The organism is Streptomyces sp. NPDC036764, assembly GCF_055609385.1.
In genome coordinates this window covers 19,031-32,658 of the sequence record NZ_JBVJPT010000026.1, presented here as the reverse complement: position 1 = coordinate 32,658, position 13,628 = coordinate 19,031, and the positions used below count along the sequence as shown (strand labels likewise).

General features: G+C 69.8%; 13 protein-coding genes. 6 read left to right on the top strand and 7 right to left on the bottom strand.

Translation table 11 applies throughout. The annotated features are described in order from the left end of the window. Positions 1-146: 146 nt before the first annotated feature. A complete protein-coding gene (locus ACZ69Q_RS44955; RefSeq protein ID WP_471054561.1) occupies positions 147-500 on the bottom strand; it encodes a hypothetical protein in 354 nt (117 codons plus the stop codon). Between ACZ69Q_RS44955 and ACZ69Q_RS44950 the strand changes: the two genes are divergently transcribed. Together ACZ69Q_RS44950 and ACZ69Q_RS44945 are read left to right on the top strand one after the other, a co-directional pair. Further along, positions 488-2,446 carry a pentapeptide repeat-containing protein gene (locus ACZ69Q_RS44950; RefSeq protein ID WP_471054559.1) on the top strand — a complete coding sequence of 653 codons (1,959 nt, stop codon included), beginning with the start codon at positions 488-490 and terminating at the stop codon, positions 2,444-2,446. The two genes, ACZ69Q_RS44955 and ACZ69Q_RS44950, sit on opposite strands and share 13 nt — an antisense overlap. Positions 2,447-2,680: 234 nt before the next feature. Continuing rightward, positions 2,681-2,935 (top strand): hypothetical protein, encoded by a 255-nt coding sequence (locus tag ACZ69Q_RS44945; protein WP_471054557.1) that lies wholly within the window; start codon positions 2,681-2,683, stop codon positions 2,933-2,935. A 14-nt stretch (positions 2,936-2,949) separates the two neighbouring features. Here the strand turns inward: ACZ69Q_RS44945 and ACZ69Q_RS44940 are convergent, their stop codons facing one another. The 6 genes from ACZ69Q_RS44940 to ACZ69Q_RS44915 form a co-directional block, all read right to left on the bottom strand. Continuing rightward, a complete protein-coding gene (locus ACZ69Q_RS44940) occupies positions 2,950-3,735 on the bottom strand; it encodes a 3'-5' exonuclease (RefSeq protein ID WP_471054555.1) in 786 nt (261 codons plus the stop codon). Further along, positions 3,722-4,156, bottom strand: coding sequence for a hypothetical protein (locus ACZ69Q_RS44935; RefSeq protein ID WP_471054554.1), 435 nt, complete (start codon positions 4,154-4,156; stop codon positions 3,722-3,724). Before ACZ69Q_RS44935 ends, ACZ69Q_RS44940 begins: the two co-directional genes overlap by 14 nt. 132 nt (positions 4,157-4,288) lie before the next feature. Then, positions 4,289-5,125 carry a hypothetical protein gene (locus ACZ69Q_RS44930; protein ID WP_471054552.1) on the bottom strand — a complete coding sequence of 279 codons (837 nt, stop codon included), beginning with the start codon at positions 5,123-5,125 and terminating at the stop codon, positions 4,289-4,291. After that, positions 5,122-6,189: a hypothetical protein gene (locus ACZ69Q_RS44925; protein WP_471054551.1), complete on the bottom strand. Its 1,068-nt coding sequence runs from the start codon at positions 6,187-6,189 to the stop codon at positions 5,122-5,124. Before ACZ69Q_RS44925 ends, ACZ69Q_RS44930 begins: the two co-directional genes overlap by 4 nt. 738 nt (positions 6,190-6,927) lie before the next feature. After that, positions 6,928-7,806, bottom strand: a complete 879-nt coding sequence (locus ACZ69Q_RS44920; protein ID WP_471054549.1) for an ATP-dependent DNA ligase — start codon at positions 7,804-7,806, stop codon at positions 6,928-6,930. Between the two features lie 52 nt (positions 7,807-7,858). After that, positions 7,859-8,095: a hypothetical protein gene (locus ACZ69Q_RS44915; RefSeq protein WP_471054547.1), complete on the bottom strand. Its 237-nt coding sequence runs from the start codon at positions 8,093-8,095 to the stop codon at positions 7,859-7,861. A gap of 206 nt (positions 8,096-8,301) precedes the next feature. Between ACZ69Q_RS44915 and ACZ69Q_RS44910 the strand changes: the two genes are divergently transcribed. The 4 genes from ACZ69Q_RS44910 (at position 8,302) to ACZ69Q_RS44895 (ending at position 13,468) form a co-directional block, all read left to right on the top strand. Next, positions 8,302-11,805: a DNA polymerase III subunit alpha gene (locus ACZ69Q_RS44910; RefSeq protein ID WP_471054545.1), complete on the top strand. Its 3,504-nt coding sequence runs from the start codon at positions 8,302-8,304 to the stop codon at positions 11,803-11,805. Between the two features lie 5 nt (positions 11,806-11,810). Then, positions 11,811-12,821: a DNA polymerase Y family protein gene (locus ACZ69Q_RS44905; RefSeq protein ID WP_471054579.1), complete on the top strand. Its 1,011-nt coding sequence runs from the start codon at positions 11,811-11,813 to the stop codon at positions 12,819-12,821. A 17-nt stretch (positions 12,822-12,838) separates the two neighbouring features. Then, positions 12,839-13,114, top strand: coding sequence for a hypothetical protein (locus ACZ69Q_RS44900; protein ID WP_471054544.1), 276 nt, complete (start codon positions 12,839-12,841; stop codon positions 13,112-13,114). Positions 13,115-13,177: 63 nt separating this feature from the next. Continuing rightward, positions 13,178-13,468 (top strand): hypothetical protein, encoded by a 291-nt coding sequence (locus tag ACZ69Q_RS44895; protein ID WP_471054542.1) that lies wholly within the window; start codon positions 13,178-13,180, stop codon positions 13,466-13,468. Positions 13,469-13,628: the final 160 nt, after the last annotated feature.

The following is a 13,628-nucleotide window of genomic DNA, read 5'->3' as shown; positions in this document are numbered from 1 at the left end:
CACATCGGTCGGCGCGGTGCCGGCATGGACGGCATCGATGCCGTTGAGCCGGTCGCCGTGCCCGAACTGGGTCGAGCACGACGACCAACTAGACGAGGTTGAAAGGGCGTTCCGCAGGGAGCGGAGGAGCCTTCGCCCCTCCGGGGTCAGACGCGGAAGAACTGCGCCGCGGCGACGCCCGCCCAGGCCGCGGTCGCGATGACGAACAGCTCCATCGCCTCGGTCACGTGTCCGAGGACGAGGACGACGACGGCCGCGACGAACACCGCCGTCCCGGCCACCGCGAGCCCCGTGGCGCCGGTCTCCACCGCGAATCGGACGACGCGCACGCGCAACTCGTGCAGGCGCTCACGGCGCAGCCGACGCCGCAGGGCCCGGGCTTCGCGCCGCAGACAGACAGACTCGTGCTCGATCTGCGCCAGGAAGTCCTCGCTGGCACCGAAGCGAGGCCGGCAACCGCTCGACGGTACTCGACCGTCCTTCGGGTATGCCTCGACCATTCCTTACCCCGCCTGACTGGCCGTATTGCGGCGAGGACCCCGACCAAGAAAGCCCGTTCGGTTGCCGTGGCGTCCGGGTATCCGGGCACACGTTCTGCCTTGCTCACCTAGCCAACTCCGACCGTGACGCCTACCTTGCGGGCCTGACCCCCGGCACCGACGTCGACCACCGTGGCACCCTTTTCACCGAAGACCTCCTCAACGCCTTACTCACGCCGCTCCGCATCCCCTCAACCGGTCACCCCCACTTGGGCTATGCCAGGTTCGAGTCGGCCACCTTCGAGGGTCCCGCCCGGTTCGACTCGGCCACCTTCGACAGCGTTGCCCATTTCGGCTCAGCGATCTTCAGGGGTGAAGCCCGGTTCGAGGCGGCGACTTTCAACGGCCATGCCGAGTTCGCATCGGTGGTCTTCAAGGGTGACGCCGAGTTTGATGGGGTCGTCTGGAAGGACATAGCCGTGTTCTCGTCGGTCACCTGCGAGGGGGCCGCCACGTTCGCATCGGCGGTCTTCGAGGCCGACGCTGACTTCGAATCTGCCGTATTCGAGGACGCTGCCTGCTTCGAGTCAGCCACCTTCGAGGACAGGGCCCGCTTCGATGCTGTGACCTTCAAGGGCCCCGCCTGGTTCGAGTCGGCCACCTTCGGGCACGTTGGCTTCCCCCGTGTGGCCTTCAAGGGCCACACCGAGTTCAATTCGGTCACCTTCCAGGGCGTCGCCAGGTTCAACTATGCGACCTTCAAGGACCACGCTGGCTTCGAGTCGGCAACCTTCGAGGGCGCAGCCGGGTTCGTATCTGCGGCCTTCGAGGCCGACGTCGACTTCGAGACTGTGACCTTCGTGACGGCTGACAGAGTGGGGCCGTTGGTATGCGCTGGACGAGTCATGTTGTCGGGTACAACCTTCGGCGGCCCGGTGAACCTCGATTTCGCTGCGCGCCGACTGGAGTGCCGTCGAACGCGTTGGACATCGACGGCTGAGATTCGTCTGCGCTACGCCACGGTGGACTTCGCGCATGCGGTATTCGAGTACCCCCTCACAATCGCTGCTGAGCCGGATCCGTTCGCGCTCGCCCACGGATCCCAACTTGCCGAGGACTTGCTTGTGAGTGCGTCCAGCCCTGGCGTGCGGGTGGCGTCACTACGCGGGGTGGACGCTGCCCACTTGGTCCTTTCCGACGTCGACCTGTCGGGATGTCTGTTCGCCGGCACCGTGCACCTGGACCAACTGCGACTGGAGGGCGCCTGCACGTTCGACACGGTTCCGCCCGCCGTGCGCTGGCGGCGTTGGTGGCCCGTACGGTTCACCGAGCGCCGCGCCCTGGCCGAGGAGCACCACTGGCGTGCCAGCCAGCCCGGGGCCGTGAGGGGCTGGAACGTGGCTGTCGTCGGCGCGGGACGCGTCGGGCCGTTGCAGCTGGCGCCGGTGTACCGGGCGCTGCGCAAGGCTTTCGAGGACGGCAAGCACGAGCCGGGGGCGGCGGACTTCTACTACGGAGAGATGGAGATGCGCCGTCACGCCAGCGACATCCCCCGCAGCGAACGAGGCTTGCTGACCGCGTACTGGGCGTTGTCCGGCTACGGGCTGCGGGCCTCCCGAGCCCTGGCCTGGCTCGGCGCTGCGATGCTCCTCACCATCGTGCTGCTGATGGCCGTCGGTCTCGCCAGGGACACTCCGAAGCAGACCGCGACCGGCACTGTCCCGGCGGGCGGAGGCAAGGTGACCTTCGAGATCGACAAGGATGATCCGCGCAACCCCACCGGCCACCGGTTCACCGGCGAGCGCTTCGAGAAGGCAGTGAACGTCACGCTCAACTCGGTGGTGTTCCGCTCCTCCGGCCAGGACCTGACCACTGCCGGCACCTACATCGAGATGACCTCACGCCTGACCGAACCTGTCCTCCTGGGCCTCGCCGTCCTCGCGGTTCGCAACCGAGTCAAACGTTAACCCACTGCTCATCTGCGGCAGGCGGTCGCGCCTTCGGGCGTGACCGGACCACGGTAGGCGGTCGCGCCTTCGGGCGTGACCGGACCACGGTGAACCTCCGGTGTGGGATGCCTTCCGGAGTTCCGTAGAGCTGTACACATTGATGCATGAGCCCGCAGCGAGTGGGAGCCGGCGCGTCGCGGGCTGAGGCGGTACATCTGCTGGCCGCGCCCGCCGGATTCGAAAGGACTGCTCTTGTCCGGACCTGATCTGCCACCGGCGCCCGAGCCGATGACGGTCGATGCGCTGCTGAACCGTTGGCCCACCGGCGCACGGAAGGTGGAGCTCTTTTCCGGCGTGCTGGTCTTCGCGGGCGACTTCGACGAACGCGACGTGGTCACGGCACGGCGTACGTACCCCGGCCGGCGTCCCATCCTGAACGCCGATGGCGGTCTGGAGGTTCATCCTGCTGGGGAGGGTGAACCTATGCCTGTGGCGAGTGGCCTGTGACGGCCTGCTGGCTGTCATCTGACCTGTTCGAGTGTGGTCAGCAGTAGTTGGCAGTTGGTGACTGCGTCGTAGCTGCTGCCCAATGGCTGATAGCGGTAGGAGTGGCGGCGGGCTGACCATAGGCCTTTCCAAGCGGCGTACGGCCGCATTGCATCCACCCAGGTGCACTCGCCGAGCCAGGCCCGGGCTCGTGTTGCACTGCGGAAGTACCGGCGCAACTCGCGCTCCAGGACTCCGCGGTCGAAGGCCGCGTTGTAGGTGAGGCAGCGGCGGCGTGACAGGAGCTGGGCGAGGCGAGGGACGAAGGTGGCGAAGGGCGGCGCGGTTGCGGCTTGCTGCTGTGTGATGCCGTGCAGCGCTGATGCTGCGGCGGTGATGGTGGCATTGGGGTTGAGGCGTTCGTTGAAGAGTGCTTTGCCGTGTCGGTCTGTCAGGCCGATCTGCACGGCCCAAGGGTCGGTGAGGCTGGTGGTCTGCACGTCGAGGACAACCAGATGTGGATCGATGAGGATGCCACGGGCCCATCCTCGGACGCGTTCGTGTTCCGCTTGCCAGGAGGCGGGGCGGCGCAGCGCCCGGACGGCGTCGTCAAGATGGCGGTGCTGTTCCCGAAGGGACTGCACGTGCCAGTGCCGGCCCGCGTCGAACTGAGCGTGGACGGTGCCGAGGTAGCGGGTGTCTTCGTAAGCCGCCCAGGTCGGGCGGTCGGTGTCGCTGGGCCGGACGAAGTGGACGGCTCTGGCGTCGACGGAGCGGGTGAAGAGATGACCCAGGTGGCCTGGGCGGTCAGGCAACGGCATGGTCAGGGGCCTTGGGGATGAAGGGGGTGAGGGGAAGGCCGTGCGCCATCCAGTTGTGGAAGGCCTCCGCGGTGTAGAGGACACCGCTGCCGGACAGGCAGCCAGGTTGTTTCGGGTGGGTCCGGTTGATCCGCAGGACCATATGCAGTCCGTCGGCCTGCGCGGACTCTCCGAGGTCGAGGTGGACTGGTCGGCGGCAGACTTCGAGGGTCTGGCGGGGCCGGCTCCAGACGAAGTTGACGTGCGGGCGTCCGGGGGCCAGGCCGAGGCGGAGGCGACCCTTGCGGTGGGCGTCGCAGGCGTCGAAGAGCCAGACCATCGTGCCGTAGACCCGCTCACGGAACTCGATCTCGATGCGGGACAGGGGCCCGTACTGGAGCTCGACGATGTGTCCGCACGGGGTCAGGACGTCGCCTTCCAACTCGCCGCGTGGCACAAACTGCTGGGCTGGGCTCAGTCCGGTGCGCCATCCCTGGTTCCAGGGCCCCTCGCCGCGTACTCGCGAGGGGCCGAGGTGTGCCCCGCATTCGGGGCACCTGCTGAGGGCGGACAACTAGACCGCCTTGAGCTGGGTGTCCAGCCAGGTCACGGTCTCCTTAGTGAGGCCAAGGTCCTCCGGCGTTCGGCTGGCGGCGCGTAGTACCCCGGCGACGCTCGTCTGGGTGCGATGCGTGTTGATCAGGTCCTCCAGGATGGAGTCCGCGGCCTCGACGCGGTCGAGGAAGTCCAGCTCGTCTTGTTGGACGCGCATCTGCCGGGCGGCATCCGACTGGACGTCGTACAGGCGCCGGTGTTCGGTCTGGGCCTTCTTGCGGCGGGCGGGGACGCTGGCTCTGAAGTCGGAGTAGTGGACGATGAAGAGGGTCCCCTGCTGGCCGATGCCGGTGTTCTGGTCGTCTCCTGTGGTCGTGGTGCTGCCGCCGCAGCCTCCGGCGACCGTCACGGTCGGTCCCGTGCCTGGCGTGGTCCCGGCTCCACAGCCGGGGTTGCTCGGTCCTTGCGTGTCCTGGTCGTTTCCTTGCGCGCCGGATGTGCTCTGGTCCGGCGTGCCGTCCTGAGTGCCGGTCGTGCTGGTGGGGCCGCCGGTGGTGTCCGGTCCCGTCGCGATAACCGCGGAGCGGGCCTGGTCGTACTTCAGATACTGCTGCTCGATGTGCTTGGCAGCGGGGGCGTTCGCGACGATGATCTGCTCGGCCACCCGGAAGGCGTGGGTGATGCCGTCGCGCAGGTTCATGACGATCATCTGGCACATGATGTTGCGGAACTCGTAGGGGCTGTCGCCCGCCTTCGCGCTGGCCTCGTCGCAGATGCCGGCCAGCCAGTGGGCGGTGTCGGGCGGGTAGCGGTCGAAGAAGAACGGTGCGTTGTCTGCGGGGGCGTTGCTGTTCATGCGGTTGTGCTCTCTACGAGGCGCAGGCCGCCGGGCGTGCGCGCGTTGGTGATGGTGGCAGCCCACTGGGCTACGTCGTCGGCGAGGTAGCTGACCAGCCGCAGGAGGTCGTCGTCGGCGTTGGCGGCGACCTTGTCGGCGGGGTACCAGTCCGCGACGAAGGCGTTGAATCGGCCGATCGCCCGGGCGAAGTCCTGCCGCCACTCGGCCAGCAGGAGTTCGTCACTGGGCCGGTTGCCGCCGAGGACCTGGACGAGCTCGCGGAACACGGCCTCCTCCGGCTCGGCATCCGGAGCCCCGGCGCCCGGGTCGTGCAGGGCTGCTTCCTGCGCGACTGCCTGGATGAGGTCGGGGTCCTCGCGCAGCACGGCGCGGGCCAGTGCGGGGCGCTGCGCGAGATAGCCGGCGGCAACGGCGCGTGTGGCGTCCTCGTCGGCTTTCACCGCGCCGAGGATCGCCTCGCGGACCTGAGGCTGGTGCGCTTCGAATTGGTGGACCGCGGTGACGACCGCCCTGCGTTCGCTCTCGGCGCCGGGGCGCCGGCTGGGCCGGATCGCCTTGCGCACGGCCTTGAGGTAGTCGGTCTCGGTGACTTCGAGGATGTCGTGCTGCTCGGCTAGGGCCATCAGGCCAAGCAGGACTTCGACTTTCTCGTCGAAGTGCTCCTGGTCGAAGGCGCCCGGTTCGCTGCTTTGAGCTACCTGGAGCAGCGTGGTGAACGAGACGTACACCTTGGAGTCCAGGACGGGCTGGCGCTGCTGCGGCCTCCAACGGTGCGCAAGCAGGCGGCACTTGCGCAGGGTGTGCGGTGACAGCTTGAGCCGTGCGCTCAGCGCATCGAGCTGCTCCTCCGTTGCGTAGCGGGATCCGGCCGTGGCCGGCGGTCCGTACTTCGCCAGGAGCCAGTCTCCGACCGCGAAGCGCGTGGCCCGGAACGCCCTGCTCGTGGTTGACCCACGGGTGACGATGTGTTCGATCTCCTCGAACTCGGACGGTGTGCAGCCGGCTTCGTCTGCGGCTTGGGGTTCGGTCCAGAACGATGTGGACGGCGTGGTCATCCTCATGCCCTCCGGGTTGGGGGGCCGCCCGCACCGGACAGCCGGGCACGGAGAGTAGCCACGCTTGCGCACTGCTTACTTGGAGTGATGATCCTTTTGGGAGTGGGGCGAAGGCGGCGCCCTGCGCGCGAGGCATCAACTCGACGTTCGGGAAGATCACCTTCACTGGTGAACCGGGACGTGGTGTCGTCCGCGGCGTCTCGCGCGTACTCGCAAGCCGTCGCCCATAGCCAGCGCACGGTCAATGGATGCCTGGCCACGGCTGCGGCCTCCGCGTTCGCCGCGGCATGACCCCACTGCTCCCGCCGTAGCCCAGAGCACTGCTGCTCAGCGGTGCGCAGGCGCATGGCGAGTTCCCAGATGCGCTGGCGCATTGCCGGGCAGGGCCCAGTGAAGGAGAGGGGTGCTGACGATGTGAAGTCCTGCTCCGCGGTCAGTGGTTCGGCTGCGAAGCCGGTCGGGTCCGTGGGCAGGATGAGCTGGAAGAGCATGCTGGGACCGTAGGAACGGGCACCGACAGGGTGTCCTGCATCTGGAGTAACTCGGCTCACTCTCCAGGCGACCTCTCACCCGATCGGACCTCCGACGCGGGCGGCCGCCCGCGAGCGTGATCCTGCTCCGTACGGCCTGCCGCGCCGGCTTCCGGGAGTGACCAGGACCGGGTGCAGGCCGTCTTCACGGACGCCCGCCCCAAAGGGCCGTGGCTGCGCTCTTCGTCGCCTTGCACCACTGGTCTCGGGCGTGTCACGTACTGCGCAGCCGGGTGACTGTCACTACGGCGTGTCGGGTCGTCCCGGCGAGGACCTCAACCACGAGCCCGGGCTCGGCGGTGTTGTAGGGCTCCCCGGCCCGGGTGCGTGCGCTGCACGGCGGGCCGCTGGCGGCGAAGTACGCGGCGACCTGGGCGGCGAGCGGGGCTTTGAGGGACTGGGTGAGGGCGGTGCGTCCGTCGGGGAGGCGGACCGCGAGGGCTCGCGGCCGCGCGGTTGAGCCGGTGTAGCCGACGACGTCGGCCTCCACGGTCTCGGCATGCCGGATCTTCCGCCAGATCCGGCCGGGCCTGTAGGGGGAGGTCGCCTGCTTGGCCACGATGCCCTCGATCCCCTGCTCCGGCAGTTGTTGGTACCAGACCCGGGCCACCGCGGGGTCATCGGTCATTGGGACAAGCTGGATCGGGGGCCCGATGTCGTACTCCAGCATCAGGTCGGCGAGTAGACCGCGGCGTTCGTCGTAGGGGCGGGCTCGGACGTCTCCGTGCTCGGGGTGGAGCAGGAGGTCGAAGGCGGCGAGGTGAGCAGGCAGCTGTTCGGCGAGACGGCGTGCCCGCGAGGGGGTGGACAGGGCGCGCGACTGTACGGCTGCGAAATCGATCCTCCCGTGGGCGTAGATGACTGCCTCGCCATCGACGATCACGCCCGGCGGCAGCGTCTGCAGGGCCGCGAGCGCCAGGTCCATCCAGACCGCGGTGACGTCACGCCCGGACCGGGCTTGGAGCCTGACAGTGTCCTTCTCGCGCCAGACGACGGTCCGGTGGCCGTCGAACTTGATCTCGTACCGCCAGCCCGTCCCGACCGGCAATGTTGGGACGAGCTCGGCGAGTGCGACGTCGACGGGAAAGTCCACAACATCAGGATCAGGCTCCGCCCGCCATGCCGCCCGTGCACCCACGGCGGCACTACCTGAGAAGCGGCACCACCGCCTTCGCCACCAGCATGAACGGACTGTCCTGAGCGACCAGGGCCAGGCCGTAGGTGCTCGCGACATGCGCGACGGCCGTGATCGCGGCGCGGAAGACGCGGGACTGAGGCTCGGTGAGCTCGTCGCCGGCGTCGAGTGCGAGCGCGGCGAGGGCGACCACAGCGACGGTGACGAATGCGGTAAGCAGTGCGAGGTGCTCGAAGAGGTGCGGCATTGCTGACTTTCCGGGCCGCACGGCCGTCGGCCTCACCCCTTGCGCCAAGAACGGGGACGTCTCACAGGATCGAATCGAAAAATGTGACTCAGATCATATTCCTCGCTAGGTCGTGCGACGTGAGGCCGACTTGTCCCTTGGTGCCGCTGCGCTGCCACGCGACAGGACCCCGTTCACCTGTTCGCACACTTGTGCGATTCGGCGTTATGGTGGATACCTGGAGAGGACGCAGGTCAGGGAGGGGCGTACGAAAGGCGGGAGGTGTGAGTCGTGGATTTACTCATCTGCATGTCGCCTCCGGCTACTCCGCCCGCTACGGCGCCTCCCTCCCCCACGCCCTCGTGCAGCGCGCTGCCGAGCGCGGGATGACGACCCTGGCGCTGACCGACCGGGACACGGTTGCGGGCACGGTCCGCTTCGCCAAGGCCGCCACGGCCGCCGGGATCCGCGCCGTCTTCGGTGTCGACGTCGCCGTCGCCCCGCTCACCCCGTCCGGCCCGGCCGCCGGCCGGTCGCGTACGCCCGCGCGGGGTGGTGCGCACGTGATCGAGCCGCCGCTGCGGATCACCTTGCTCGCGCAGAATGCGACCGGGTGGGCGCGGTTGTGCCGGCTGTTGTCTGCCGCGCACGCCGAGGCCGGCGACGGCCTGCCTCTCGTGTCCTGGCCGGTCTTGCGCGCGTACGCCGACCGTGACCTGGTGGTGCTGCTCGGCCCGGCTTCCGAGCCGGTCCGGGCCCTGGCCGCAGGCCGCCCGGACGTCGCCGAGCGACTGCTCGCCCCGTGGCGGGAACTGGCCGGAGAGCGGCTGCGGCTGGAAGCCGTGTATCTCGGCCGGGAGGGCACCGGTGCGGGCTCGCTGCGGCTGGCCGCGCGCACCGTGGGCCTGGCCGACCAGGCGGGGGTGCGCGCGGTGCTGACGAACGCGGTCCGCTACGCCGATGCCGCACAGCACCGGCTGGCCGACGTGCTCGATGCGGCGCGGCTGCTGCGTCCCGTCGACCGCCGGCATCTGGACGGCGGCGAGCGATGGCTGAAGGACCCGGCCGCGATGGCCGCGGCCGCCGAGCGGATCGCGCAGGCCGTCGGTGGTGACCCCGGCCGGGCTGGACGGCTGCTGGCCGAGACCGAGGCCACCGGTCAGTGGTGCACGCTCACCCCGGCCGACCTCGGCCTGGGCCGGCCGCACTTTCCCGAGGCGTCCGTCGTCGGCGCCACTGGCGAGCCCGGGTCGGCGATGCGGCTGCTGCGGCAGCGGTGCGAGGCGGGGATGGTCGCCCGCGACCTGGACCGGGACGAGAGTGCGGTACGGCAGCTGGACTACGAGCTGGAGGTGATTGGCCGCCTTGGCTACGAGGGCTACTTCCTCGCCGTGGCCCAGGTGGTCGCCGACACCCGGGCGCTGGGGATCCGGGTCGCCGCGCGCGGCTCGGGTGCCGGGAGCATGGTCAACCACTCGCTGTTCATCGCAACCGCCAACCCCCTTGAGCACCACCTGCTGTTCGAGCGCTTCCTCAGTGAGCGCCGCACCTCCCTGCCGGACATCGACCTCGATGTGGAGTCCGAGCGGCGCCTGGAGGTGTACGACGCGATCATCGAGCGGTTCGGGCGGGAGCGGACCGCGGTCACCGGCATGCCGGAGACCTACCGGGCCCGGCACGCCCTGCGCGACACCGGCCTCGCCCTCGGCCTGCCCCCGCACGTCGTGGGCGACATCGCCAAGAGCTTTCCGCACATTAGGGCCCGGGACATCCGTGCCGCCCTCGTCGAACTGCCCGAACTACGGCAACTTGCCTCGCAGGCGCAGAAGTTCGGGGCGCTGTGGGAGCTCGCCGAGGGCCTGGACGCGCTCCCCCGTGGCTACGCCATGCACCCCTGCGGAGTGATCATCTCCAATGCGTCACTGCTGGACCGGCTCCCGGTGCAACCGACCCCGGCCGGCTACCCGATGGTGCAGGCCGACAAGGAGGACGTCGAAGACCTCGGACTCCTGAAACTCGACGTCCTGGGCGTGCGGATGCAGTCCGCGATGGCGCACGCGGTCACGGAGATCCGCCGAACGACGGGACGCCACCTGGACCTCGACAATCCCGACCACGTCGACCTGAACGACCCGCTCGCCTTCAAGATGATCCAGGCCTCCGACACCGTCGGCCTCTTCCAGCTCGAATCCCCCGGCCAGCAGGACCTGGTGGGAAGGCTCCAGCCGCGGCACATGCAGGACGTCATCGCCGACATCAGCCTGTTTAGGCCCGGCCCCGTGCAGGGCGGCATGCCCGCGCTGTTCATCGCCGCCCGGCACGGCGCCGCACCTCGGTACGCGCACCCGGACTTGGAGCCGATCTTGGCCGATACCTACGGCGTGGTGATCTGGCATGAGCAGATCATCGCGATCCTGGCCCGGATGACCGGCTGCGACCGTGCCGCCGGCGACGTCGCCCGCCGCGCCCTTGCCGACCCCGACCGGCTGCCGCGCGTGGAGGCATGGTTCCGCCGTACGGCGGGCGAGCGCGGCTACGGCAAGGACGTGCTGGACGAGGTGTGGGAGACCGTCGCCTCGTTCGGCGCGTACGGATTCTGCCGCGCGCACGCGGTCGCGTTCGCCGTCCCCGCCCTGCAGTCCGCGTTCCTCAAGGCCCATCACCCCGCCGCCCTGTACGCGGGCCTGCTGGAGCACGATCCGGGCATGTGGCCCCGCCGGGTCATCGTCGCCGACGCCCGGCGCCACGGCGTGCCGGTCCTGCCCGTGGACGTCAACCACTCCCGCGCCCAGCACAGCGTCGAATCCACCGAACGGGGCTGGGGCGTCCGGCTCGCGTTCTCCACCGTCAAGGGCATCAGCGGCGCCGAGGTCGCCCGTCTCGTCGCAGGGCAGCCCTACACCGGCGTGCAGGACCTGTGGCAGCGGGCCCGCCCTTCCCTGCCGACCGTGCAGCGACTGATCAGTATCGGCGCGCTCGGCCCGCTTGCTGCAGGTCTCACCCGGCGGGACCTGCTGCTGCAGGCCACCGAGCTGCACCGTCATTCGCGCAACCGCGCGGCCAGCGACGGGCAACTGCCGCTCGGCGGCGAACTCGTAACCGCCGAGCCGAGCGGCCTGCCCGAGATGACCAGCCGTGAGCAGCTCGGCGCCGAGCTGGAAACGCTGTCGATCGACGTGTCCCAGCACCTGATGGAGCACCACCACCGGCTGCTGCGCGAGCTCGGCGCGACCGATGCCGCCCACCTGCGCGGCATGATCCCCGGCCAGAGAGTCCTCGTCGCCGGCGTACGGGCCTCCACGCAGACCCCGCCGATCCCGTCCGGTAAGCGCGTCATCTTCTGCACGCTGGAGGACGGCTCCGGCCTGGTCGACATCGCGTTCTTCGAGGACTCCCACGAGCAGGTCGCGCACACCGTGTTCCACTCCGGCATGCTCCTCGTGCGCGGCACCGTCGAGGCCCGCGGCCCGCGGCGCACCGTCGTCGGCGAGATGGCCTGGGACCTGGACGAGATCGCCGCCGCCCGCCGCGACCACGGCCCCCAGGCCGCCCTCGACCTCCTCGGCCGCACCACTCCCGCCCCCACCCCGGCCCAGCCCACCGGGCAGCGCACCCTCGCCGACGGCACCGCCGGAGCCCGCCTCCACCCCTACGCCGACCTCCAGCCCGCCGGCACCCGCTCGGCCGACCTGACCCGGCTCGGACACCGCAGCCAAGGAAGCGCCGGGTGAGCGCCATGAAACCGACCGAGCCCACCGTCCGGCACATCGTGCACGTCCACTACCACGGTCTGGCCTCCGGCGACCCGCGCTACCCGCAGGTGCTGGACGTGCTCGCCACCATCAGCGCCCGCGCCCAGACTCTCCCACCCGACGCCGCGGTCGCCGATCTCACCGGCGCCGAGCGGTACTTCGAGCGGGGCCCCGAGGGCCTCGCCCAGATGATCCGGCTGCGTACCCTCGCCTGGACCGGTGCGCCCACCACGATCGGCGTGGGATCCAGCCTCATGCTGGCCTCCATGGCGGCGGCCGTCACCGAGCCCGGAGGGATCACCGTCGTCGACGACACGGACCAGGCGATCGTGGCCTTCCTCCATCCACGCCCGGTCGCAGCTCTGCCCGGCGTCGGACCGGCCACCGCACGCACCCTCACCCATCACGGCCTGCAGACCGTCGGCGACATCGCCCGCACCCCACTGACCACCCTGCAACGCCTCCTCGGGGCGGCCGCCGGCCGCCGGCTGTACGAGCGCGCCCACGCCCACGACCCCAGGACCGTGACCCCGCACGCCCTGCCCAAGACCACCACCGTGCGCCACGTCTTCGACCGCGACGAACTCGACCCCCACGAGCAGCACCGCGCCGTGCTCACCCTCACTCACCAGCTCGGCTCTCGGCTCCGCGGCGACCAAGCGGTGGCCCGCACGCTCACTCTCACCGTGCGCTACGCCGACCACACCTCCACCAGCCGCACCCGCACACTTTCCGAAGCCACCGCGCACACGCCTGCCCTGACCCGTACCGCCACCGCACTCTTCGAGGCCCTTGGCCTGCAGCGTGCACGGGTCCGCGCGATCACCCTGACCGGTGAACTCGGCGACGTAGCCAGCGCCGCACACCAGCTCTCCCTCGACCCCGACGACGCCACGGCATACCGCATCGAGGCCGCCGCCGACCGGGCCCGACGGCGCTTCGGCCCGGACGCGGTCCTGCCTGCCACCCTCGCCCGACGCGGCGACCGACGATGACGCGAGAGGCGCAGACCGTGGACGACACCACCTACCTTGCCCGGCTCACATTCCACACCGTCGCCCCCTCCTCCGAAGGAGCGCAGGAGGGGACAGCCCCTGATGCCGATGGTCCACGGGTCGAGGGGGAATGGACCGTCCTGGCCACCGCCCGGGACCGGTACACGGAGTGGAGCAGCCTCTACGACAAGAACCCGGCAGCGGTCGTCCAACTCATCGCGAAGACGGACGGCCTGGAGCACGTCCTCCAACCGGGAGCTGCGCAAGGCGCGGTCACGCTCGAGGACTCGTGACCACATAGCGTGCCGGATGACTCGCCGGGGTTGCCCGGCCCGAGCGACATAGAATCCGTGGATGTGAAACACACATTCGACGATCTCGTGGAGATGCAGAAAGCAGCCGACGAGGCACACGCCCAGGTACTGGAACTGCGGGACGAATACGGCCGGCCCACGCAGACGACCTGGGGGCCGGAACAGACCGAGACGTACGAGTCAGCGTGGAAGGCCTGGAGGAGCCTGGCCAACACCGTCCAGGCCGCCGTCACGACGCACGCCACGGATGAGGGCAAACCCCGCTTCGAGGTCGAGGCCGCCGTACGCGCCGAGGCCCGACACTCCGCGCCGGAACCGTCAGCCGCATGCTGAACGCTGCCGCGTCCTGTCTGAGGCCGGCGCCGGGCTCCTCGTAGAGAGGCGGCCCGGCGCCAGGGCTACAGGGCCGACCCTCGTCGACGAGGTACGCCGCGAGCGGCATCGCCTCAACCGGGGCCGTGACACCTACGCCTGATGTTGACGTTCGGAGCTG